This is a genomic window from Micromonospora sp. NPDC006431, from assembly GCF_042870725.1.
GTDB lineage: Bacteria > Actinomycetota > Actinomycetes > Mycobacteriales > Micromonosporaceae > Micromonospora.
Window position 1 is genome coordinate 133,469 of sequence record NZ_JBIAHQ010000017.1, and the last position, 21,776, is coordinate 155,244.

Genomic DNA, 21,776 nt, shown 5'->3' on the forward strand with positions numbered 1-21,776 from the left:
ACCATGTCCACAACCACCAGCACACCACCCGGCATCGGCCGCGACGACCTGGCCCGGCTGGCCGAGCACTGGGACGAACCCCGCTCGCTGCGCGCCTGGCTCACCACCGTGGACCACAAGAAGATCGGCCGACGGTACCTGGTCACCGCCGCGTTCTTCTTCGTCCTCGCCGGGCTCAGCGCCCTGGTGATGCGCACCCAGCTCGCCCGGCCCGAGTCCGGCGTGCTGTCGCCACAGGAGTACAACCAGCTCTTCACCATGCACGGCACGGCGATGATCTTCCTGTTCGCCACGCCGATGCTGTTCGGCTTCGGCAACTTCCTCGTCCCGCTGATGATCGGCTCGCGGGACATGGCGTTCCCCAGGCTGAACGCCTTCGGCTACTGGGCGTTCCTCTTCGCCGGGCTGTTCATGTGGGCGAGCCTGCCGTTCGGGGCGGCGCCGAACAACGGCTGGTTCGCCTACGCGCCGCTCAACCAGGAACAGCACAACCCCGGCCTGCACATGGACGTCTACGCGCTGGGCCTGCTCTTCCTCGGCATCTCCACCACCGCGGGCGCGATCAACTTCATCGTCACCGCGCTCAAGCTGCGCGCGCCGGGGATGTCGCTCAACCGGGTGCCGTTGTTCGTCTGGGCGATCGTGGCCACCGCCTTCATGGTGGTCTTCGCCCTGCCCGCGCTGAACACGGACAACGCGCTGCTCTTCCTCGACCGCCGGTTCGACACCCACTTCTTCGACCCGGGCGGCGGCGGGAACGTGCTGCTCTGGCAGCACCTGTTCTGGATCTTCGGGCACCCCGACGTGTACATCATCGTGATGCCCGGGCTGGGCATCGTCTCCGCCGTGCTCCCCGCGTTCACCCGCCGCGGCGTCGTCGGCTACCCGCTGATCGTGCTGGCGATCGTCGCGATCTCCATCGTCTCGTTCGGGGTCTGGGTACACCACATGTTCGCCACCGGGCTGCCCCAGCTGTCATACAGCTTCTTCAGCGCGGCCAGCACCATCATCACCATCCCGTCCGGGATCCAGATCTTCGCCTGGCTGGCCACCATGATGCTCGGCCGGCTGGTGCTGCGGGTCCCGCTGCTGTTCGTCATCGGGTTCATCGTGACCTTCGTGCTCGGCGGCTTCACCGGCGCGATGTTCGCGCTGACCGCCTTCGACCAACAGGTCACCGACTCGTACTTCGTGGTGGCCCACTTCCACTACGTGCTGCTCGGCGGGGCGCTCTTCCCGATACTCGCCGGCATCTACTTCTGGCTCCCCAAGATCACCGGTCGGATGTACCACGAGGGGCTCGGGCGGTGGGCGTTCTGGCTGGTCTTCACCGGCATGCACGTCACGTTCTTCCCCATGCACCTCTACGGCCTGTTCGGCATGCCCCGGCGCGTCTACACCTACCGCAGCGACCTGGGCTGGGACGTGGGGAACCTGATCAGCAGCATCGGGTCGTACGTGCTGGCACTCGGGCTGCTGCTGGTGCTCATCGGCGTGGTGCACGCGATCCGGCGGGGCCGGCCGGCCGGGCCGGACCCGTGGGAGGGCGACAGCCTGGAATGGTCGGCCGCCTCACCACCCGAGGCGTACAACTTCCCGGTCATTCCCCACGTGCACAGCCTGCACCCCACCTGGGACGAACGGACCGTGGAGTCGACCACCACGGGCGCGACCAAGGACCGCATCCTCAGCGAGGGCAAGCGCACCCTGTTCACCAGCGAGCTGGACGCGCGCCCCGAGCGCGCGGCGCAGATGCCGGAGCCGTCGTTCAAGCCGCTCGTGCTCGCCGGCGTGCTGCTGGTCTTCTTCACCGCCCTGCTGCTGGGCGCGTACCCGGTCGCGGTGGCCGCCGTGCTGGCGGTGGCGGCGACGATCGCGGCGTGGCTCTGGCCGCCTCGGCGGCCCGACGAGGAAATCGGGATCGCGTCATGACGGACCGGGGCGGGGCGGTGGCCGCGGCCACCGGTGTCGAGGCGCTGACCACGGAGGAGCCGGTCGGCCGGCCGACCGGCTGGTGGGGCATGGTGATGTTCGTGGCCACCGAGGCCACCCTCTTCGCCTGCCTGCTCGGCAGCTACTTCTACCTCCGCTTCCAGCACGGCCCCATCTGGCCGCCCGACGGCATCGACAAGCCGAAGCTGCTCATCCCGCTGGTGATGACCGGGGTGCTGGTGCCCAGCAGCCTGCCGGTGGTCTGGGCCGAACACGGCATCCGGCGGGGCCAGCGCTGGCGTCTGCGCGCCGGCCTCGCCGCGACCCTGGTGATGGGGCTGTCCTTCATGGCCCTGCTGGTCATCGAGTACCAGGACGACCTCCAGCACTTCACCATGACCACCAACGTCTACGGGTCGCTGTTCTACGTGATCACCGGGTTCCACGGGCTGCACGTGAGCGTCGGGTTGGCGATGATCGGCTGGCTGCTCGTCGCCTCCCTGCGCGGCGGCAGCTTCGGGTCCCACCGCCACGAACGGGTCCGCAACGCCGCGATCTACTGGCACTTCGTCGACACGGTGTGGGTCGCCATCCTGTTCACCATCTACTTCTCCCCGCGCCTGTGATGACCGCGCGACCCGGCCCACACGCCCGCCTGACCGGCGGGCTGCTGCTCTGGTACGGCGTGCTCGGCGGCGCGGTCGCCTGGGCGGTGCATCTGATCGCCGCCTGGAGCCTGGATGAACTCGCCTGCGCCGCCAAGTCCGAGCGCATCGCCGGCGTACCGCTCTGGCAGGCCCTCAGCGTCGCCGTGTTCGTCCCGGGCGTGGCCACCCTGGGATCGTTGCTGGTCGCCACCCTGGTGCTGAGGCGTACCGGGCAGGCGCGGGCGGCCGGCGCCCACGACCGGGCCCTCGACCGGTCCCGGATGCTCGCCGTGGTGGGTGTCTGGGCGAACCTGCTGTTCCTGACGATCATCGCGCTCGGCGGTGTCGCCGTGCTGGTGTTCCCGCCATGTCAGGGCTGAGCGGCTACCGGGCCCACGGGCCCGGCCCGGGCGACGTGACCGACGGCCTGCTGACCATGCTGGTCGTCGCGGGGCTCTGCCTGCTCGCCGCCGGCTACGGCCGGGGCGTGCAGGAGCTGTGGGCGCGCCGTGGCCCCGGCCGGGTCGTGCCGGGCTGGCGGGTGGCCGCGTTCGGCGGTGGGCTGCTGGTGGTGCTGGCGGCCGACCAGGGGCCGATGCACCGGCTGGCGGAGTCCTCCTTCGCCGGCCACATGGCCCAGCACATGCTGCTCCTGTTGGTGGCCGGCCCGCTGCTCGCGGCGGGCGCGGCCGGGCTGCCGCTGACCGTCGCCGCGCCCCGGCCGCTGCGCCGGCTGCTGGCCCGCTGGCGGGCCGCGGCCCCGGTGCGCCGGCTGCGCCGCCCGGCCGGGTACGCCCTGCTGGCCGCCGCGGCGCAGACCCTCGTCCTGTGGTTCTGGCACCTGCCGGGCCCGTACGTCGCCGCGGTGGACCGCCCGGTCCTGCACGCCGCCGAGCACGTGAGCCTGGTGACGGCGGCCTGGCTGCTGTGGGCGCCGGTGCTCGGCCCGGCGCGCCACCGGGCACCCGCTCCGGTGTCGCTGCTGCTGCTGGTCGGCACCATGCTGCCCGCGTCCGCCCTCGGCGCGGCCCTCACCTTCGCCCCCGAGCCGGTCTACCCCGCGCGCGTCCTCGGCCCCGACCCGGTCGCCGACCAGCAGCTCGCCGGGCTGCTGATGTGGGCGCCGATGGACGTGGCGGTGCTGGTGGCGACGCTGGCGGTCTTCCTCGCCTGGCTACTGCGGCTGGACCGGGACCGGCCCGACCACCTGGGTGCCGACCGGCCGGGCCGGCACCCGAAGCCGGCGGCGACCGGTGCCGCAACGGAAGGGATGGTGCGATGAGCCGTCGTCTCTGGATGCTGGGCGCCGTGCTGGCGGTCACCGTGACCGGCTGCGCCTCGGCGCCGCCCCCACCGCCGCCCGAGTCCCGCGTCGGCCGGCCCGACCGGGGTGCGCAGCTCATCGCCCAGTACGGCTGCGGCTCGTGCCATACCATTCCCGGCATCGACCAGGCCGGTGGGCTGGTCGGCCCGCCGCTGACCCGCTTCGGCGCCCGGTCGTACATCGCCGGTGAGCTGCCCAACAACGCCGACAACCTGCAACGGTGGATCACCGACCCGCAGGCCGTCGAACCGGGCACCGCCATGCCGAAGCTGGGCGTCAGCGCGATCGACGCGCAGGACATCGCCGCGTACCTCTACACCCTGGACTGACCGATGCGGCGACCACGAGCGGTGACGCTGCCCACCCCGCACCCCCGCCGGGCCCTCGCGGTCGGGTCCGTCCTGGCGCTGGCCGCGGGGCCGGTGGCACTCGCGCCCGCACCCACCCCGACCCCGACCGCCACCACCCCCGCCGCCGACCGGGGCACCCAGCTCTACCTGGAGCAGTGCGCGAGCTGCCACGGCCCGCAGGGACAGGGATCGCAGCGGGGCCCGTCCCTGATCGGCGTCGGACCGGCCTCGGTGGACTTCCAGCTCTCCACCGGGCGGATGCCGCTCTCGAGGGAGGTGCCGCAGGCCACCCGCCGCGCACCGGTCTTCTCCGCCGACGACATCTCCGCGCTGGTCGGCCACGCGGGCAGCTTCGGCGGCGGGGGCCCGCAGATCCCCCGGGTCGCGTCCGGCGACGTGGTCTCGGGCCGCGCACTCTTCGCCGCCAACTGCGCGCCCTGCCACGGGGCGGGCGGCTCCGGTGCGGTCCTCACCAACGGCTGGATCGCTCCGCCGCTGTACGACTCCACGGCCACCCAGGTCGCCGAGGCGGTCCGGGTCGGGCCCGGGCTGATGCCGGCCTTCCCCAGCCAGGTGCTCACCGACCGGCAGGTGAACGACCTGACCAGCTACGTGCAGCGGCTGCGCTCCGAGCGACTGGACCGGGGCGGCAACCCGATCGGCCGGCTGGGGCCGCTGGCCGAGGGGCTGGTCGGCTGGGTGGTGGTGCTCGCCCTGCTGGTGGGCGCCGTGCGATGGCTGGGCCGGAGGGCGGGGGAGTGAGCGGCCGGACTCCGTCGAAGAGCGAGCGGGCCGCGAGCCGCCAAATCACCGCCGCGTTCCTGATGAGCGCCGCCGGGGCGGTCGGCTTCGCGGTCACGTACGGGTTGAACGGCGGTACCCAGTGGGAAGGGGTGTGCCTGGCGGTCGCCTTCGCCGGCCTGGCGGTGGGGCTCGCGGTCTGGTCCCGCCGGTTGGTGCCGGTCGGCGGCTACGTCGAGGAGCACGAGGGCTTCGTTCCGCCCCCCGCCGAGCAGGCAATGACCGCGGCGGTGTTCCGCGCGCCGGAGAGCCCGATGCGCCGGTGGGGACTGCTCGCGGCGCTCGGCTTCGCGCTGACCGCCCTCGGCGTCGCCGCGCTGTTCCCGCTGCGCTCCCTGCTCCCGTGGGACCGGCAACGCCCGACGCGGTCGCTGAAGGACACCCCGTGGGGGCCGGGTGTCCGGCTGGTCGACGACCAGGGACGACCGTTACGGCCGGACGACGTGCCCGCCGACACGATGGTCGCGGTCTTTCCCGAGGGCAGCATCGACGTCGGGGACGCGCCCGCGTTCGCGGTTCGCCTCAACCCGGAGCGCTTCATCCGCCAGCCCGCCGGCGGGCACCTGGGCGGCCTGGTCGTCTGGTCGCTGCTCTGCACCCACGCCGGCTGCCCGGTACGGCTCTACCTCAAGGGCACCGGCCGCGTGCTCTGCCCCTGCCACCAGTCCTCGTTCGACCTGCTGGCCGGCGCCCGGCCGATCGCGGGCCCCGCGGCACGGCCCCTGCCGGGGCTGCCGATCGAGGTCGGCCCGGACGGCTTCCTGCGGGCCACCGGCGACTTCACCGCGCCGCCCGGCGCCGGATTCTGGAGCCGACCATGATCATGGGTCCGCTGGCCCGCGCGCTGGACGACCGGCTCCGGCTCTCCCCGATCACCCGCCGGGCGCTGGCGAAGATCTTCCCCGACCACTGGTCGTTCATGCTCGGGGAGATCGCGCTCTACTCGTTCATCGCGCTGATCCTCACCGGCGTCTATCTCACGTTCTTCTTCGACGCCAGCTCCGCCGACCGGGTCTACCGGGGCTCCTACGCCCCGCTGGACGGCGCCACCACCTCCGCCGCGTACGCCTCGACGGTGCGGCTGAGCTGGGACGTTCGGGCCGGACTGCTGATCCGGCAGACCCACCACTGGGCGGCGCTGGCCTTCGTCGCGGCGATCGTGCTGCACCTGTCCCGGATCTTCTTCACCGGGGCGTTCCGGAAGCCGCGCGAACTCAACTGGCTGATCGGCGTGACCATGCTGGCCCTCGCCCTGGCCAACGGCTTCACCGGCTACTCCATGCCCGACGACCTCCTGTCCGGGCTGGGTCTGCGGATCATCACCTCGGTGGTGGAGTCCATCCCCCTGGTGGGGACCTGGCTGGCTGCGCTGGCCCTCGGCGGCGAGTTCCCCTCCGACGAGATGATCCCGCGGATGTTCATCACCCACGTGCTGCTCGTACCGGCGATCCTCGTCGCCCTCGTCTCGCTGCATCTGGGCATCCTGGTGCGGCAGAAGCACAGCCAGTTCCCGGGCCCGGGGCGGACCGAGCACAACGTGGTCGGCTCCCGGTTCTGGCCGGGTTACACCCTGCGCACGCTCGCCCTCTTCGCCTGGGTGCTGGCGGTGTTGTTCGCCCTCGGCGGGCTGGTCCAGATCAACCCGGTCTGGCTGTACGGTCCGTTCGCGCCGGCCGAGTCCAGCTCGCCGGCGCAGCCGGACTGGTATGTCGCCTGGGGCGACGGCGCGCTGCGCCTGTTCCCGCCGTGGGAGTTCCGTATCGGCGGGTACCTGGTGCCGGCCCCGTTCTTCCCCGGCGTCGTGCTCGGCGGGCTGAGCTTCGTCGCCCTCTACCTGTGGCCGTTCATCGAACGATGGTGCACCCGCGACCGCCGCCCGCATCAGCTGCTCGACCGGCCCCGGAACCACCCGGTCCGGGTCGGCATCGGCGTGGGCGCACTGACCTTCTACGTGGTCCTCGTGGTGGCCGCGGGCGACGACATCCTCGCCCGGCTGCTCCGGGTGCCGGTCTACGACCTGTTGGCGTTGTTCCGCGTCCTGGTGCTGGTCCTGCCGATCCTGACCGGCGTGCTCGCGTTCCTCATCGCGCGGGCGCTGCGCCGGGGCGAGGCCGCCTCTCTCGGGGAACTCACCCGGGCCGACCTGCGCCGGGGGGCCCGCCCCGCGCCGCGGCGCCCGACCGGCGAGGACGAACCCGAGGTCCCCGTCCGCCACCGCCCGGGGGAGCGGATCGAGCTGTGGCCGCACGGTGAGGTGTGGCGGTGGCGCTACCGGAACGAGGCCGGACAGCTGACCCTCACCAACAACCGGGCCGTCACGTCGGAGGAGGAGGCGGTCGAGACCGCCCGGCTGGCCTACCCGGGCGTGGACCGGGTCGTGGTGCCTGGGCCGCCCCCGCCGCCGGCCCGGGCGCTCCGGGTGGCCCTGCGCCGCTGGGGACGCGCGACCGCCGCCGGGTCGCTGCTCGTCGCGGCGCTGCTCGGGCGCAGGCGGGAACGCCGCCGGCGGCGGGACGGTGACGACGAACCTCCGCCGGCCGAACAGGCAGACGCCACCCCGGGCGGCGGCGACCCGACGTGAACCGTGGGCCGGTGGCGGCGGCTGGGTCTGCCGCCGCGGTCAGTCGCGCCCGCCTGCCGCGTCGCGCAGCGCGGTGAGCAGGGCGCGCAGCGCCGGCTGCTCCAGCGAGGTCTCCCGGACCGCCGCGTGGATCCGCCGGACCGGCCGCGGGTTCCGGATCTCCCGTACGGCCACCTCGGGGTGGCGGCTGTCGAGGGCGGTCCGCGGGATCACGCTGACGCCGAGCCCGGCGGCGACGAAACCTTGCGCGGTGGGGTAGTCGTCGCACTCCACCGCGGTCCGCGGATGGAAACCCGCCGCCGCGCAGGCGGCCAGTACCACCTCCCGGCACGGCCCGGCCGGCTCGCTGCTGACCCAGGGCTCCGCGGCGAGATCGGCCAGGTCGACCGCCTCCTTCGCGGCGAGGCGGTGATCGCGGGGCAGGACGGCCAGGTACGGATCGTCGAGCAGGTGGACGAGGTGGACGCCCTCGCGGACCGGCGTGCCCGCGCGGACGAGGATGGCCAGGTCCGCGCGGCCCTGCGCCACCTCCGGCAGCGGGTCGGGGTCGATCAGCTTCAACTCGACGCGTACGTCCGGATGCCTGTGGCGGAACCGCGCCAGCGCGGGCGGGATCAGCGCGGCGCCGGCGGTGGCGAAGTAGCGCACCGTCAGTAGCCCGGTGCGGCCGGCCCGCAGCTCCGCCAGCGCGGTCTCCGCGTCGGCGATGCTGCGGCCGATGATGCCGGCGTGCTCGGTGAGCAGTCGGCCGGCCGCGGTGGGGCGTACACCCCGGCCGATCCGCTCCAGCAGCCGGACCCCGGTCTGCCGCTCCAGCGCGGCGATCTGCTGGCTGACCGCCGACGGGGTGTAACCGAGATGGGTCGCGGCCGCGGTGACCGAACCGCTGGTCACGACCGCGCGGAGGACCTGGAGGCGACGCACGTCAAGCATGTAGCAGAGCTTAACAGTCAGATAGAAACGTTCACTTGTTCTGCTGATCCGGTCCGGGCACGGTGGAGCCGGCACGACGCGACGACACGCCTCGACGGGAGAGCCATGATCAGCGGCGGCGCACGGAACCTGCTCCGGATGGGCGTACTGGCCCTGTTGTGGGGCTCCACCTTCCTGTGGATCACCGTGGCCCTGGACGGGTTCACACCCGCCCAGGTGACCTTCGTCCGGTGCGCCCTCGGCGCCGCGGCACTCCTGCTGGCGTGCCGGCTGGCCGGCCATCGCCTGCCCACGGACCCGTCGATCTGGCGGCACCTGGCCGTGGCGGCCTTCCTCTGCAACGCCCTGCCGTTCGCGCTGTTCAGCCTCGGTCAGCGGACCGTCGACTCGGGGACGGCGGGGGTGCTGAACGCCACCACACCGCTCTGGTCGCTGCTGCTGGGCCTCGCGATCGGCGCGGAGCGCGACCTGCGCCCGATCCGCCTCGGCGGTCTCCTGCTCGGCTTCGCCGGAGTCGTGACCATCTTCGCTCCGTGGCGCCACGGGGGCCTGATCAGCTGGAACGCCCTGGCCATCCTCGGCGCGGCCGTCAGCTACGCCGCCGCCTTCGCCTACCTGGGGCGGACCCTGGTCGGCCGAGGCGTACCGACGATCGTGCTGTCCAGCGCCCAACTGCTCGCCGCGACCGGCTGGAGCGCGCTGTTCCTGCCCGTCGGTGGCCTCGACGCGCCGCGGGTGACCATGGCCTCGGTCGGCGCCCTCGTCGTCCTCGCCCTCGGCTGCACGGCGGTCACGTTCCACCTCACCTACAAGATCATCACTCACGAGGGCGCCACCAACGCCGCCAGCGTCGGCTATCTGCTGCCGGTCGTCTCGGTGACGTTGGGCGCGCTCCTGCTCGACGAGCCGGTCACCATCCGGATGACCGTGGGCATGGTCGTCGTCCTGCTCGGCGTCGGCCTGATCCGGTGGCCGCCACGGGCGCCGGAGGCACCGCCCGCCGCCGAGGTGGGCCATTCGTCGGCCCGCCGGCCGGTCGCCGACCCGGCGGACGCCGGGCCTGCCGCGGCGGCGGGCACCCGAGCCGGTTGAGCGGATCCGACGCGGCACCCACCGGTGTGCCACCGCCTGCGGCCCGCCCACTCACGCCGGCCGGATGAGGCACATTCCGCCCGGCGCGGGACCGTCCATGGCGGCCAACGCGTCGGGCACCTCGGCGAGGCCGATGGTGTGGGTGACCAGCTCGGCGGGGCGCAGCACGCCCGCGGTGACCAGCCGGAGCAGCTCCGGGTAGGCGTGCGCGGCCATGCCGTGGCTGCCGCGCAGCTCCAGCTCGTACGCGATCACGAGGTCCATCGGCAGAGCGGGGCGGCCCTGGGCGGCGGGGAGGAGTCCCACCTGCACGTGCCGTCCGCGCCGCCGCAGGCTCTCGATCGAGGCGGCGCAGGTGGCGTGGCTGCCCAGGGCGTCGAGCGACAGGTGGGCCCCTCCTCCGGTCGCATCGCGAACGGCCGCGGCCACCGCGCCGGGGCCGGCGAGGGCACGCCCGTCCAGACAGACGGTGGCACCGCAGCGTCGGGCGAGTTCCAGCGCGCCGGGGGCGACGTCGACGGCCACCACCTGCGCACCGCACGCCGCCGCGATCATCACCGCGGACAGTCCCACGCCGCCGCAGCCGTGCACCGCCACCCACTCGCCCGCGGCGACCCGCCCCTGGCCGACCACCGCCCGGAACGCCGTCGCGAACCGGCAGCCGAGCGCCGCCGCGGCCGGGTAGCCCAGCTCGTCGGGGAGCCGGATCAGGTTGACGTCGGCGTTCCGCACCGCCACGTACTCGGCGAACGAGCCCCAGTGGGTGAAGCCGGGCTGCGTCTGCCGCTCGCACACCTGCTGGTCGCCGGCGAGGCAGGCCGGGCACTGCCCGCACGCGCAGACGAAGGGCACGGTGACCCGGTCGCCGGGTCGCCAGCCGTGCACGCCGGCGCCGACCGCCGTGACGACCCCGGCATACTCATGGCCCGGGACGTGGGGCAGGCGGATGTCGGGGTCATGCCCCTGCCACCCGTGCCAGTCGCTGCGGCACAGCCCGGTCGCCTCGACCCGGATCACCGCGCCACCGGGCGGCAGCACCGGATCCGGGACGTCGCGGACCTCGGGTCGGACACCGAACTCGTCGAAGATCACCGCACGCATGCGCCGCATCCTCACACGCCTTGGACGGGCGGCCAACCGTGGATTGGGGGTCAGCGCCAGGCGACGCCGCGGGAGATGATGGCAGGGTGACGGCCGACGACCACCCGGGTGACATCATCGAGATCGGCGGTCCGGTCCGCGACGACCGCCCCCGGCGCCCCTGGCGGAAGTGGCTGCCGCTGGTGCTCGTCGCCGGCGTCGGGCTGGCCGTCTATGCGCGCACCGGCGCCGACAGCCGGGCGGACCGGCCACCGGCGACCCCGTCGCCGTCCGCGACCAGAGCCGCCGCATCGCCGAGCGGGGCCACCCCCAGGCCGGCCGCCCCAGCGGTCACCGAGCTCGGCCACGCCCTGCTCGGGATCGACGCCGGCTGGCAGTTGTACGGCCGGGGGCCGGAATCGGTGGTCCGCGTCGAGTTCGCCCACGGCCGGGTGACCACCACCCCCGTGCCGGCGCTGCGCAGCACCGGCCCGGTCAACTTCCTGGTCGGCCCCGACCGGGTGGTCGTCCGGCCGTTGGACGCGGTGCCCGGCTACGTGGTCCCGGACGGGGGACCCGCGGCCGAAGCGACCGACGAGTTCAGCCGCAGTGGCGCGGCGCTGCCCGGCCCGGATCCGAACTCGGTGTGGGTGAGCGAGGAGGAGGCCGGGCGGATGCTCCTGGTCCGCTTCGACGGCCGGCGCACCGGGCAGACGCTCGTGCTCCCTCGGAACACGCAGGGCTTCGCCGAGCCGGACGGTGCCGGGTACCCGCTCTTCGGCGCGACCGGCGGGGTCTACTCGCTGCGCCCCGACGGTGTCCGCCGGATCACCACCGGCGAGGTGCTCGCCGTCGGCCCGAAACACTGGCTGGCCCGGGAGTGCGACGAGCGTCTGCGCTGCGCCGCGGTCCTGATCGAGCAGCGCACCGGGGCCCGACGTGCGGTGCCGCTGCGGCTGCCGGAGAACGAGGTCAGCCGTGGGCTGATCTCGCCGGACGGGACAGGGGCCGCCATCTGGGTGAGCTCGCCGGGCGCATTGCCCCGGGTCCATCTGCTCGACCTGCGCTCCGGCGGGAACGTCCCGGTGGAGCTGGCGGTGCATGCCGGGTTCTTTCCGCAGGGAATGGTCTGGTCGCCGGACAGCCGGTGGCTGTTCGTCGCCGACACGGTCGGCCAGCTGCATGCCGTCGAGGTGGCGAGCGCCCGGCTGCGGGAACTCGGCGTCGGGTTGCCGCAGCTCGAACAGCTTGCGATGCGGGCCGGATAGCCACCTCCGGCCCGCCGCCCGACGCCTACTGCTGGGAGGCGATCTGAATCAGGTTGCCGCAGGTGTCGTCGAACACGGCGGTGGTCACCGGGCCCATGGCCGTCGGCTCCTGGGTGAAGACGACGCCCTTCTCCCGCAGCCGGTCATACTCCTTGTGCACGTCGTCCACGGCGAACGAGGTGTACGGGATGCCGTCGGCGACCAGCGCCGCCTTGAACGGCTTCGCTGCCGGGTGGGCGTCCGGCTCGAGCACCAGCTCGGTGCCGTCCGGCTGGTCGGGCGAGACGACGGTGAGCCAGCTGACCGCGCCCATCGGGATCTCGGTCTTCTTCACGAAGCCCAGCACCTCGGTGTAGAACCGCAGCGCCTTCCGCTGGTCGTCGACGAGCACGCTGGTCAGGTTGATCCTCACGAGGACTCCTTCATCCGGCGGTTGAGCCACCGCTCGACGATCTGTTCGAGCGGGGCGGGATTGATGGAATGGAACTTGTAACGCCCGTCGCGGCGTGACACCACCAGCCCGGCGGCCTCCAGCAGCTCGAGGTGCTGCGAGATCGCCTGCCGGGAGGAGGTGATCTGGTGCCGCATGGTCAGCCGGGAGCAGATCTCGAACAGGGTCTGATCGTCGCGTTCGGTCAGCTCGTCGAGGATCTTGCGGCGGGTCGGGTCGGCGATCGCTCTGAACACGTCACCGTCTTTCACCGTGCCGAGTATATGCAAGCAGCCACTTGCCTATCAAGTCGCCGGCCGGGCACGCCCACCGGGCGCACGAGTTAGGAGGGATGGTCCCGGGACGGCTGCGGCCGCCGATCGATGGGCCTCTGGGGCGCTACCGGTTCATGCGGGAAGTCCCGCCCGCCGCTCCACAGGGCCGGCACGGCGTCGAGGTTGCGGGCCAACGCGTAGCCGATGCTCTCGTAGTTGACCCGCCAACCGCGAAAGTGCGGCCAGGACTCCTCCGCCGAGCGTTCCGTGACGAAGCCGGCCTTCTGCACGTGCGCCACGGCCTCGGCGTACTCCTCGAACGTCAGCTGGAGCGGACCGTCGGGGTTGGGGTCGGGGTCGACCGGGATGCGGACCACCCGGGCGATCTCGCGCAGCGCGGTGAACCCTGACCGCAGCATCAGCCGCGCGGAGGGGACGACCGCCGCGGAAGGGGCGAGGGAGATGTGCATGGCGGCGGCGTCCATCACCGCGATCAGGGCGACCACCCAGCCGCGGTACGGGCGCGGCGAACGGAACGACAGCAGCACCGGGTAGTTGCTGTGCGTCTCGCCGATGTCGGCGGCCAGCCGCTCCCAGTCCTCGTACAGGCCGCGCAGCTCGTCGACGGTGCCGACGAGGGCCTGCCGGGCCAGCAGTTCGGGTCCCCAGGCGGGCTGCGAGGCGCGGGACTGGAGCAGCGTGACCTCCTGCTCCCGGCGGTTGAACGCGCCGTACAACGTCGGCAGGTAGGCGATCTGCAGCGCGATGACCACCGGTCCGCTCGCCGCGGCGATGAAGTCCAGCGGGTTGAGTGTGGACCGTTTGCCGGACGCAAAGCCGAGGGTGAACAGACTGGATCCGGCCTCCCGGAACGAGTCCGGCCACGAGATCCCGGACACCGCCTGCATGAGCAGCCCGTACGCGACCAGCAGCCCGGCCAGCCAGGACCACAGCATCGCGATCAGCACCGCCGGTGCGAGCCAGGCGAGGAACCGGTCGCGCACCTCGTAGCTGTGGAAGGGGGCCGACGCACGGCGCAGCACCCATCGCATCGACCGCCACAGCACCCGCACCAACGCGGACCCCAACCCGCGGGGCACTACCAGACTGCCCAGGATGCTACCCGCGACGAGGACCAGGACGGCCAGCCCGGCGACCCCCGCGAACCACCGCATCAGGTCCATCCGCGCCCCCGTCCGGGCGCAGGCGCGGCGGCGCACCACCGCCAGACGGCCACCGAGCCCACGTCACACCACCGTTCCCGCCACCGAGCCAGCCGCATGTGGGGTTCAACGCCCGCGCGCACGGCCCGGCTACCGCGTCGCACCGCAGGAATCCGGCCCGGCACCCGTCACGCCCCCGGCACGAGATGGAGCTGCTGGGCGAGGAAGAGCAGGCTGACGGCGGCCACCAACGCGGCGACCGCCCACCCCGCGACCCGCAGGCTCACGTGGATCGGGGTGGCGCCGATCAGCCTGGGGTTTCCGGCGGCCAGGACGAGCAGGACCAGCCCCAACGGGGTGGCGATGCCGCCGATCAGGCTCGCCAGGAACAGCAGCCGGATCGGACCTATCCCGGTGCTGGCCAGGGCGACGCCGGCCACGGTCTGGGCGACGACCACCGCGTAGAACCGGGGCGCCTGGCGGGGAGTGCGGCTCAACCCCCGCGGCCAGCCGAAGGCGCTGGCGGTGACGTACCCGCCGCTGGCCATGATCACCGGTACCGCGATGATCGCCGAGGCGAGCAACCCCAACGAGAACAGGACGCCGGCCAGCGGCCCCGCCAGGGGACGCAGCGCCTGGGCGGCCTGCTCGGCGGTCTCGACCTGCTGGTGGTGCGCGCCGAGCGTGGCGCCGCTGGCGACCAGGATGCACCAGAAGATCACCGCGGCCAGGCCGCCGCCGACCTGCGCGTCGAACTCGCGGAATTTGAGCTGCTCGCGGGCCCGCGGTTCCTCGACCTGTTCCACCGTCTGCCACACATACATGTAGCTCGTCAGGGTGGTGCCGAGGATCGCCAGCGCCCCCGCGAGGTGGGCCTCGGTGAAGGGGATGGACGGGATCAGACTGCCCCGGGCCACCGCGAGCCAGTCCGGGTGGGCCAGCACCGCCGCCGCGCCGTACGCGAGCAGGCCCAGCATCACCACCTTGAGGACCCGCTCGACCTCGTCGTATTTGCCGAGCAGCAGCAGGGCGAGGACCCCCGCGGCGAAGGCCGGCGCCAGCCAGCGGGACTCCACCCCGACCAGCAGGCCGATCGCCGCCGCCCCGGCGGCGACGTCGGCGGCTATCGTCACGACGTTGACCCCCAGGATCGAGACCAACAACAGGATGCTCAGCACCCGGCCGTAGCCGTCGCGGACCGCCCGTTGCAGATCCCGCCCCGACAAGACGCCCACGCGGGTGGCGAGCACCTGCACCACCACCAGCGCCGGCATCATCAGCAGGGTCAGCCAGGCCAGCCCGAACATGGTGGTCGCCCCGACCACGACCAGCGCCGCCACCGTGGTCGGATCCGTATCCGCGGCCCCCGACACCAGGCCCGGGCCCAGCGACCGCAACCTGGACCCGGCGGCGGTCGCCGCCGCCCGGCGCGCCCGGCCACCCCGGCCTCGGACACCCCGGCGATCGCTCATCCGTCAAATCTGGCAGCGCGGCGGCGCGCCCGGGCCGAAGTTCGCGAAAGCCCGGGGCCGGTCCGGTGGGCCTGGGGCGGTGCGCAACGGGTAAGCGGGCACCCGCGAGCGGGCGACGGGACGGCGGGTGCCGGTGGAGCACGCGGTACGCGACCTGGTCACCCGGCTGCGGACGCGGTGACCCCGCGGCTCAACGGGCCGCGGAGATCAAGGCCAGACCGGTCTCCGGATCCACCCGTTTCGCCAACTCCGGTGCCACCTCCGAGATGATGACCTCGAGCGTCGGCCAGACCCGGCCGCGCAGCAGGTGCCCACCGACCGTACTGCCGTCGGCCCGTCCCAGCACCGCGTGCACGTGCAGGGCGGGCTCGCCGTCCTTGGCGGCGACGTCGCCGAGCAGCGAGAGCACCTCGACCTGCTCCGCGACCGGGATGCGGCGGTAGTCACCGGCGTTCCGGTCGAACCAGCCGACCTCGGCGTCGGCGAACCCGCCCACCGCGGACACCCGGGCGGCGACCAGCCCGTGCTCCCGCAGCGCCGCGCCGATGGTGGTGACCGCCTCCTCCTCCTTGTCGCAGACCACCACCAGCACCCGTCCGGTCTGGTGGCGTACCTCCCGCAGTCTCATTCGCGATCTCCCTGTGCGGACCAGCTCCTGGTCTCCGGCCACCCCGAGGCGCTGCGCCGCGGCCCGGCCGGCGGAGCTTTCCCTCGAAGCGTAGGCAGCGGGCAGCTCCGGGGTGCGGTAATCGCCGGCGACTCCGGGCTGCCCGGATGCGCCGTCGTGGGTGGCATGAACGGCGCGATCGTGAGAAGAAGCGCAGCCCGCCCGGCGGCCCCGGCCCGGCGTGGTCGTCACCCAGCACGGCCTGCTCGCCGACGCGCCCGAGCTGTACCGGCGGTTCGACCGCCGCGAGGACGGGGTGGTCACGGCGGTGCCGCACCCGTGAGCGCGCGGCCCGACGCGCGGTGACGGCAAAGGTGGCCCGGCCGGCGGGTCACCGGCCGGGCCACCGCGGCCCGTCGTCAGTAGCAGACCTTCTGACCCTTGTTGATGAACTCGTAGTAGCCCTGACCGCAGCCGAGGTGCCACAGGTGGCGCGGCTGGGCGCTCTGGCCGCCGTACAGCCCGCCGGCGGCGGTGAGCTTCGCGTTGTACTGCAGCCCGAAGTGCAGGTGCGGGGCGAACCCGCCGGTGCCGCCGACGAGCCCGATCACGGTGGCGTCGGTGATCCGCTGGCCCTTGCTGACCCGGATCGCGCTGAGGTGGCAGACGTAGCTCCACCAACCGCCGCCGTGGTCGACGACGATGTACCGCCCGCAGGTCTCCCAACCGGCGGGCGCCCAACCGGCGTAGAGGACCGTGCCGGGCCCGCCCGGGGCCAGTACCTCGTCGCCCTGCGCCATGCCGAGGTCGAGAGCGTAGTACTGGTTCATCCGGTTCGTGGTGTTGCAGTTGACGTGGTAGCCCTCGCCGTAGTAGCTGCCGTTCTGCCACGCGTAGCCGAGACCGCCGTTGGCCTTGTAGGTCAACGGCGTCTGCAGGAACTTGTTGGTGGGCCAGTCCACGCACCCGCTGACCGCCGCCTCCGCCGAGGTCGGGATGGCCACCCCGGCCACCGCCAGCAGCACCGCCACCACCATTGCCCGCAACCGCTGAGCCGGTGTCAGCTGTCGCATCGCGCCTCCTTCCATAGATGAACAGACGTCGATGCTCGCGTAGAGTGCGGGCGACGAGAAGGGAGCGAGCTGTGGTGTCTACTGCCGACACCGCCGCACCACAGCCGGAGCGGATCGTCGCCGCGATCGTCGACGACCACCCTGTGACCCGGTACGGCATCGCGCACCTGCTGACCTCGGCCGGGATCACCGTCGCGGCCAGCGTCGGGCGCGCCCCGGACCTGCACGCGACCGGCCTCGTCGCCGCGTACGACGTGGTGGTCACCGACCTCTACCTGGACGCCACCGGCCCGGCGCTGGCCGAGATCGGCGCGTGGGCCGCGGACACCTCCGTCCTGGTCATCTCCGCGTCGGCCCGGCCCGGCGACGTGGCCGCCACCGTACGCTGCGGAGCCAGCGGCTACCTCACCAAGCACGCTTCCGAGCAGTTGCTGCTGCACGCCGTCCGCACCGTCGCGGCCGGCGGCTTCGCGCTGTCGGCCGAGCTGGCGGACATCCTGCACACGGAGCTGCGCTCCGGCCCGACGCCGGGCGATGGGTCGCCCCCGGCCCGGCTGTCCCCGCGTGAGGAGCAGACCCTCGCCCACCTGGCGCGCGGTCTGACGCACGCGCAGATCGCCGCCCGGATGGGCGTCCGGAAGGCGACGGTGGACACCTACGTCGAGCGCATCAGGTCGAAGCTGCAGCTGGGCAACAAGGCGGAACTCACCCGCGCTGCCCTGCAACGCATGCCACCGTCGTGACCACCGGCACCCCGGCGCGTCCCGCCGCGAGCGACAGCGAACGCCTGCTGCTGCTGACGTTCGTCCTGTTCCGGCTCGGCGCGCTCGCCCAGGTGGCGATCGGGCTGGTCAGCGCCTACCCGACTTACGCGGACCCGGCCGTGCACACCGGGCTGGCCGGAAGCATGGTGGTGAGCAGCCTCGGGCTGATCGTCGGTGCGTGGGGATCGGCCTGGCGTACCGCTCGCCGCTGACCGTGCTGGTCGTCGCCGCGATGCCACTGGCGGCCTACGCCACGTCCGCCGCCCGGTACCTGCGGGAGCCGGCCTGGAACATCGTGCCGAACTCGGCGACCTATCTCGCCAACGCGCTGCTGGCCTGGGCGCTGGCCCAGTTGCTGAGGCGCACCGCCCGTCGGATCGACGACCTCACCGCCCGCACCGCCCGACACGAGCGTGACCTCGCGACGGCTCAGGAACGGGCTCGGCACGCCCGGCTGCTGCACGACCGGAGCCTGCAGACGCTGGAGATGCTGTCGCGCGGCCCCTGGATCACCGACCCGCGGCTGCGCGATCACGTGGCGGCGGAGGCGTCGTGGCTGCGCGGGCTGGTCCGTGGCGATCCGCCCACCGCGCCGGACGGGATCGCCGAGCGCGTCCAGGAACTCGTCCGCCGGCACATCCGGGCCGGCCTCGCCGTCACCATCCCGGACCGCCAGCTCCGCCAGCTCGCCGACCTCGACGACCGGGTGCCCCCGCTGGCGCTGGAAGCGCTGCTCGGGGCCGTCGACGAGGCGCTGACCAACGTCGCCAAGCATTCCGGCGTCACCAGCGCGGTGCTCACCGTCGACCTCGACGGCGACGCGATCCGGGCCAGCGTCGTCGACCACGGCCGTGGGTTCGATCCCGCATCGTGCGCCCCGAACTTCGGGATGGCCCATTCGATCCACGGTCGCCTGGCAGCGGTGCGGGGCACCAGCGTCGTGCACACCCGGCCCGGGCTGGGCACCCAGGTGGACCTGACGGTGCCGCTCGCCGCCACCCGGGAGACCCGGGGCGTCACAGGTTGAGCGGCCCCGGGTCGGCGGCCAGCGCCCGGAATCGCTCCCGCGGGTCGGGCACCAGTCGCCGGGCGGACAGGTCGATCAGCCCACCCACCCCGGTCAGTGTCGCCACCGGGGTGCCGTCGGGGCGGGTGTAGTCCTGGTCGAGGTGGAAGGTCTTGCCGTCGCCCCAACGGAACCCGCAGGAGACGTCGACCTCGTCCCCGCCGCGCAGCTCCCGTAGGTAGCGCACGGTGACCTCCAGGGCGACCGGTCCCACCCCGCTGGCGATGAGCCGGTCCTGCGAGATGCCGGCGGCGCGCAGGCACTCCCACCGGGCGTGCTCGGCGTACTGCAGGTAGACGGCCTGGTTCAGGTGGCCCTGGGTGTCGAGTTCGTAGCCGCGGACGGTGATGCGTACCCGGAACGGATCTCCCATGCCCGCGAGCGTAACCGGGTGCGGTGACACCGGCTGTTACGCATCGAACCTCGTCACCGATATCGGGATGAAGCCCATCTGAGGAGGTCTCATGTTGATCACCCGACTGTTCACCGTCGCCGCCGTGGCCGCGGCGCTCGTGACCGTCACCGCCACACCCGTACAGGCGGCCACCAACGATCCGTTGTCCGACAAGCAGTGGGGGCTGCGGCAGATCCGCGCCGAGCAGGCGTGGGCGACCAGCACCGGAGCCGGGGTGGTGATCGCGGTGGTGGACACCGGCGTCGACCTCAGCCACCCGGACCTGAGCGCCAAGCTCGTACCCGGTGCCACCTTCATCGACTGCGGCCCCACCTCCTGCGGCAACGGCGACTGGCGGGGCCCCAACGGCGCGGCCGACGCCGGCGACGAGCACGGCACCCACGTGGCGGGCATCGCGGCCGCGGCCACCGGCAACGGTATCGGGGTCGCCGGGGTGGCCCCGGATGCGAAGGTCATGCCGATCAAGGTGTTGGAGGCGGGCAGTGGCAGCTTCGCCGACATCGCCGCGGGCATTCGGTACGCGGCCGACCACGGCGCCAAGGTGATCAACCTCAGCCTCGGGGCGCTGCCGGGTTCGCAGGCCCTCACCCTCACCGGGCTCGAGTCCGACGCCACCGCGGCGATCGCCTACGCGCAGACCAAGGGCGTCGCGGTCATCGCCGCCGCCGGCAACGAGACCGCACCGCTGTGCGACACACCGGCCTGGGAGGCCGGCGCCCTCTGCGTGACCGCCACCGACCGCAACGAGGTCAAGGCCTGGTACTCCAACCTGGGCGTGAAGGCCGACCTGAAGGCGGTGGCCGCTCCGGGCGGCGCCGGCCTCGTCAACTGCGACGACGACGTGTGGTCCAGTGTGCCCGTGGGCGCCGGCGCCGGCGGCTGCGGGCAGGGCGACTACGACGCGTACGCCGGGACGTCGATGGCGACGCCCGCGGTGTCGGGGGTTGCGGCCCTGCTCTTCGCCCAGGGGCGCAGCCTCGCCAACGTGTACTCGGTACTCATGTCCACCGCCCGCACCCCGGTGCTCGGCCTGCGCGGCGTCTACTCGCCGCTGTACGGCTGGGGCATCGTCGACGCCCAGGCCGCCGTGGCCGCGCCGCGCGCCTGACGCCGACCGTCGACGAGCCCGACGCGGGTGCCGGGCTCGTCGGCTGTCGACGTCTTCGCAGGCTCGGGGGCGACTCGGGTGGCTGCCGGCCAACGTCCACCGGACACCGCTCCGTAATGGCCGGCGCGGCGGTGTACTACGGTTCCGACCCGACCCGGTCACGCCCCGATCGGCCGGCGGGCTGACCTGCTGACTGGCGCACGGCCTTGCGCCACCGCCCGGCCGCCAGGGCCAGGACGACCAGTACGACGGCGGCGCTGAGGCCCAGGACGACCGGCAGCGAGAACGCCGACAGGATTCCGGTGCCCTGCCGCTCGCTCTTGCCGGCGACCAGCGGATGGTCGTCCTTCTTCTCGTCGGGAGTGACCAGGCGGCCGACGGACGCGTCGGGGGAGAGGGCGAAGCCCCAGTCGAGCAGGGCCGCCGCCTCGCCCAGACTCCCCAGCGGTGCGGTCTCCGCGCCGAGCAGCGTCACCGCGAGCCGCCGGCCGTTGCGTTCGGCCACACCCACGTACGTCTGCCGGGCCAGGTCGGTGAAGCCCGTCTTCCCGCCGAGCGTCCCGGGGTAGTGGTCCAGCAGGGTGTTGTCGTGGGTGATGGCGAAGCCCTCGGTTCCCTCCTCGGCCGGAATCTGCGCCACCCGGGTGGCGATGTACCGGCGGAAGTCCTCGCGGGCGTAGGTGGCCCGCGCGATCAGCGCCAGGTCGTACGCGCTGGTGTACTGACCGGGGCCGTCCAGGCCGGAGGGTGTCGCCGCGTGGGTCTGGTTCGCCTGCAGCCGGTGCGCCTCGTCGTTCATCGCCTGTACGCCGCCCTGCCGGCCGGCGGAGCCGCCGCCCACGCGGGCCAGCACGTTGGCCGCGTCGTTCCCCGACCTGAGGAGCAGCCCCAGCCACAGGCTCTCGACCGAGTAGCGGCCGCCCGGGACCACCCCCATCAGGGAACTGGCCGGATCGAGATCCTGCAGATCCGCCCGGGTCACCTCCACGATCTGGGTCGGGTCCAGGCGGGGCATCAGGGCCGCGGCCAGCAGCATCTTCTGCACGCTGGCCGGCGTGCGGTGCTCGTGCGGGCCGCAGCCACCCAGCACGGCGCCGGTGTTCAGGTCGGCCACGAGCCACGAGGTGGCGGTCACCGCCGGTGCCATCGGCGCACCCGCGGGAATGGCCAGACCCGTCGTGGCCAGCGAATCTCCACCGACCGCCTGATCGCCGGGACCGACCGGTGGCGGAGCCGGTGCGGCGGGCGGTGGCACCAACGGCTTCACCGCCGGGCAGGGCACGTACGGTGCGGCTTCGGCCCGCGTCGGTGACCCGACCACCACGGCGGGCGCGGTCAGGAAAGCGCTGAACGCGACGGCGGCAATGCGAAAGATGGTCACGTCAATGCACCGTA

Annotated in this window: 24 protein-coding genes; 14 read left to right on the top strand and 10 right to left on the bottom strand. The window is 73.2% G+C overall.

Annotated features, from left to right (window positions below):
- The first annotated feature begins 3 nt into the window (after positions 1 to 3).
- Genes ctaD through ACFYM6_RS25840 form a run of 8 tightly spaced genes read left to right on the top strand, consistent with a single transcriptional unit; the run spans position 4 to position 7,635 of the window.
- Positions 4 to 1,932 (top strand): cytochrome c oxidase subunit I, encoded by a 1,929-nt coding sequence (gene ctaD, locus ACFYM6_RS25805; RefSeq protein ID WP_387279487.1) that lies wholly within the window; start codon positions 4 to 6, stop codon positions 1,930 to 1,932.
- Positions 1,929 to 2,558: a heme-copper oxidase subunit III gene (locus ACFYM6_RS25810; RefSeq protein WP_387279489.1), complete on the top strand. Its 630-nt coding sequence runs from the start codon at positions 1,929 to 1,931 to the stop codon at positions 2,556 to 2,558. Before ctaD ends, ACFYM6_RS25810 begins: the two co-directional genes overlap by 4 nt.
- A complete protein-coding gene (locus ACFYM6_RS25815) occupies positions 2,558 to 2,959 on the top strand; it encodes a hypothetical protein (RefSeq protein WP_387279491.1) in 402 nt (133 codons plus the stop codon). The genes ACFYM6_RS25810 and ACFYM6_RS25815 overlap by 1 nt, the downstream gene beginning before the upstream one ends.
- Positions 2,947 to 3,861 carry a cytochrome c oxidase assembly protein gene (locus tag ACFYM6_RS25820; RefSeq protein WP_387279493.1) on the top strand — a complete coding sequence of 305 codons (915 nt, stop codon included), beginning with the start codon at positions 2,947 to 2,949 and terminating at the stop codon, positions 3,859 to 3,861. The genes ACFYM6_RS25815 and ACFYM6_RS25820 overlap by 13 nt, the downstream gene beginning before the upstream one ends.
- Complete coding sequence (locus tag ACFYM6_RS25825) at positions 3,858 to 4,232, top strand: c-type cytochrome (RefSeq protein ID WP_387279495.1); 375 nt, start codon at positions 3,858 to 3,860, stop codon at positions 4,230 to 4,232. Before ACFYM6_RS25820 ends, ACFYM6_RS25825 begins: the two co-directional genes overlap by 4 nt.
- Positions 4,233 to 4,235: 3 nt before the next feature.
- Complete coding sequence (locus ACFYM6_RS25830; RefSeq protein ID WP_387279496.1) at positions 4,236 to 5,015, top strand: c-type cytochrome; 780 nt, start codon at positions 4,236 to 4,238, stop codon at positions 5,013 to 5,015.
- Positions 5,012 to 5,875 carry a ubiquinol-cytochrome c reductase iron-sulfur subunit gene (locus ACFYM6_RS25835; RefSeq protein WP_387279498.1) on the top strand — a complete coding sequence of 288 codons (864 nt, stop codon included), beginning with the start codon at positions 5,012 to 5,014 and terminating at the stop codon, positions 5,873 to 5,875. The genes ACFYM6_RS25830 and ACFYM6_RS25835 overlap by 4 nt, the downstream gene beginning before the upstream one ends.
- On the top strand, positions 5,872 to 7,635 hold the full coding sequence (locus ACFYM6_RS25840) for a cytochrome bc complex cytochrome b subunit (RefSeq protein WP_387279500.1): 1,764 nt from the start codon (positions 5,872 to 5,874) through the stop codon (positions 7,633 to 7,635). Before ACFYM6_RS25835 ends, ACFYM6_RS25840 begins: the two co-directional genes overlap by 4 nt.
- A 39-nt stretch (positions 7,636 to 7,674) precedes the next feature.
- Here the strand turns inward: ACFYM6_RS25840 and ACFYM6_RS25845 are convergent, their stop codons facing one another.
- Positions 7,675 to 8,568, bottom strand: coding sequence for a LysR family transcriptional regulator (locus ACFYM6_RS25845; protein ID WP_387279502.1), 894 nt, complete (start codon positions 8,566 to 8,568; stop codon positions 7,675 to 7,677).
- 105 nt (positions 8,569 to 8,673) lie between these two features.
- On the opposite strand from ACFYM6_RS25845, the gene ACFYM6_RS25850 reads away from it, so the two are divergent.
- Positions 8,674 to 9,660, top strand: a complete 987-nt coding sequence (locus ACFYM6_RS25850; protein ID WP_387279503.1) for a DMT family transporter — start codon at positions 8,674 to 8,676, stop codon at positions 9,658 to 9,660.
- 51 nt (positions 9,661 to 9,711) lie between these two features.
- Here ACFYM6_RS25850 and ACFYM6_RS25855 read toward each other — a convergent pair whose 3' ends face one another.
- Positions 9,712 to 10,761 carry a zinc-dependent alcohol dehydrogenase family protein gene (locus tag ACFYM6_RS25855; protein WP_387279505.1) on the bottom strand — a complete coding sequence of 350 codons (1,050 nt, stop codon included), beginning with the start codon at positions 10,759 to 10,761 and terminating at the stop codon, positions 9,712 to 9,714.
- An 86-nt stretch (positions 10,762 to 10,847) separates the two neighbouring features.
- On the opposite strand from ACFYM6_RS25855, the gene ACFYM6_RS25860 reads away from it, so the two are divergent.
- Positions 10,848 to 12,008, top strand: a complete 1,161-nt coding sequence (locus tag ACFYM6_RS25860) for a hypothetical protein (RefSeq protein ID WP_387279507.1) — start codon at positions 10,848 to 10,850, stop codon at positions 12,006 to 12,008.
- A 25-nt stretch (positions 12,009 to 12,033) separates the two neighbouring features.
- On the opposite strand, the gene ACFYM6_RS25865 is transcribed toward ACFYM6_RS25860, so the two are convergent.
- The 6 genes from ACFYM6_RS25865 to ACFYM6_RS25890 all read right to left on the bottom strand — a co-directional run bounded on the left by ACFYM6_RS25865 (position 12,034) and on the right by ACFYM6_RS25890 (position 17,028).
- Complete coding sequence (locus tag ACFYM6_RS25865) at positions 12,034 to 12,420, bottom strand: VOC family protein (protein ID WP_073835182.1); 387 nt, start codon at positions 12,418 to 12,420, stop codon at positions 12,034 to 12,036.
- Complete coding sequence (locus ACFYM6_RS25870) at positions 12,417 to 12,710, bottom strand: ArsR/SmtB family transcription factor (protein ID WP_387279509.1); 294 nt, start codon at positions 12,708 to 12,710, stop codon at positions 12,417 to 12,419. The genes ACFYM6_RS25865 and ACFYM6_RS25870 overlap by 4 nt, the downstream gene beginning before the upstream one ends.
- Before the next feature lie 71 nt (positions 12,711 to 12,781).
- A complete protein-coding gene (locus ACFYM6_RS25875) occupies positions 12,782 to 13,897 on the bottom strand; it encodes a hypothetical protein (RefSeq protein ID WP_387279511.1) in 1,116 nt (371 codons plus the stop codon).
- A 167-nt stretch (positions 13,898 to 14,064) separates the two neighbouring features.
- A complete protein-coding gene (locus tag ACFYM6_RS25880) occupies positions 14,065 to 15,348 on the bottom strand; it encodes an NRAMP family divalent metal transporter (protein ID WP_387279513.1) in 1,284 nt (427 codons plus the stop codon).
- Positions 15,349 to 15,538: 190 nt separating this feature from the next.
- Complete coding sequence (locus ACFYM6_RS25885; protein ID WP_387279515.1) at positions 15,539 to 15,976, bottom strand: PPC domain-containing DNA-binding protein; 438 nt, start codon at positions 15,974 to 15,976, stop codon at positions 15,539 to 15,541.
- 398 nt (positions 15,977 to 16,374) lie between these two features.
- Positions 16,375 to 17,028, bottom strand: a complete 654-nt coding sequence (locus ACFYM6_RS25890; RefSeq protein WP_387279517.1) for a M23 family metallopeptidase — start codon at positions 17,026 to 17,028, stop codon at positions 16,375 to 16,377.
- A 74-nt stretch (positions 17,029 to 17,102) separates the two neighbouring features.
- Here ACFYM6_RS25890 and ACFYM6_RS25895 point away from each other — a divergent pair, with 74 nt between their 5' ends.
- Genes ACFYM6_RS25895 through ACFYM6_RS25905 form a run of 3 tightly spaced genes read left to right on the top strand, consistent with a single transcriptional unit; the run spans position 17,103 to position 18,819 of the window.
- Positions 17,103 to 17,771 (top strand): LuxR C-terminal-related transcriptional regulator, encoded by a 669-nt coding sequence (locus tag ACFYM6_RS25895; RefSeq protein WP_387279519.1) that lies wholly within the window; start codon positions 17,103 to 17,105, stop codon positions 17,769 to 17,771.
- Positions 17,768 to 18,004 carry a hypothetical protein gene (locus tag ACFYM6_RS25900; RefSeq protein ID WP_387279521.1) on the top strand — a complete coding sequence of 79 codons (237 nt, stop codon included), beginning with the start codon at positions 17,768 to 17,770 and terminating at the stop codon, positions 18,002 to 18,004. The genes ACFYM6_RS25895 and ACFYM6_RS25900 overlap by 4 nt, the downstream gene beginning before the upstream one ends.
- The gene (locus ACFYM6_RS25905) at positions 17,971 to 18,819 is read left to right on the top strand and encodes a sensor histidine kinase (protein WP_387279523.1); all 849 of its coding nucleotides are present in this window, start codon (positions 17,971 to 17,973) and stop codon (positions 18,817 to 18,819) included. The genes ACFYM6_RS25900 and ACFYM6_RS25905 overlap by 34 nt, the downstream gene beginning before the upstream one ends.
- On the opposite strand, the gene ACFYM6_RS25910 is transcribed toward ACFYM6_RS25905, so the two are convergent.
- The gene (locus ACFYM6_RS25910; RefSeq protein ID WP_387279525.1) at positions 18,809 to 19,231 is read right to left on the bottom strand and encodes an acyl-CoA thioesterase; all 423 of its coding nucleotides are present in this window, start codon (positions 19,229 to 19,231) and stop codon (positions 18,809 to 18,811) included. The two genes, ACFYM6_RS25905 and ACFYM6_RS25910, sit on opposite strands and share 11 nt — an antisense overlap.
- Positions 19,232 to 19,322: 91 nt before the next feature.
- Here ACFYM6_RS25910 and ACFYM6_RS25915 point away from each other — a divergent pair, with 91 nt between their 5' ends.
- Positions 19,323 to 20,381 carry a S8 family serine peptidase gene (locus ACFYM6_RS25915; RefSeq protein ID WP_387279527.1) on the top strand — a complete coding sequence of 353 codons (1,059 nt, stop codon included), beginning with the start codon at positions 19,323 to 19,325 and terminating at the stop codon, positions 20,379 to 20,381.
- Between the two features lie 136 nt (positions 20,382 to 20,517).
- Here the strand turns inward: ACFYM6_RS25915 and ACFYM6_RS25920 are convergent, their stop codons facing one another.
- The gene (locus tag ACFYM6_RS25920) at positions 20,518 to 21,762 is read right to left on the bottom strand and encodes a D-alanyl-D-alanine carboxypeptidase family protein (protein ID WP_387279529.1); all 1,245 of its coding nucleotides are present in this window, start codon (positions 21,760 to 21,762) and stop codon (positions 20,518 to 20,520) included.
- Positions 21,763 to 21,776 lie beyond the last annotated feature (14 nt).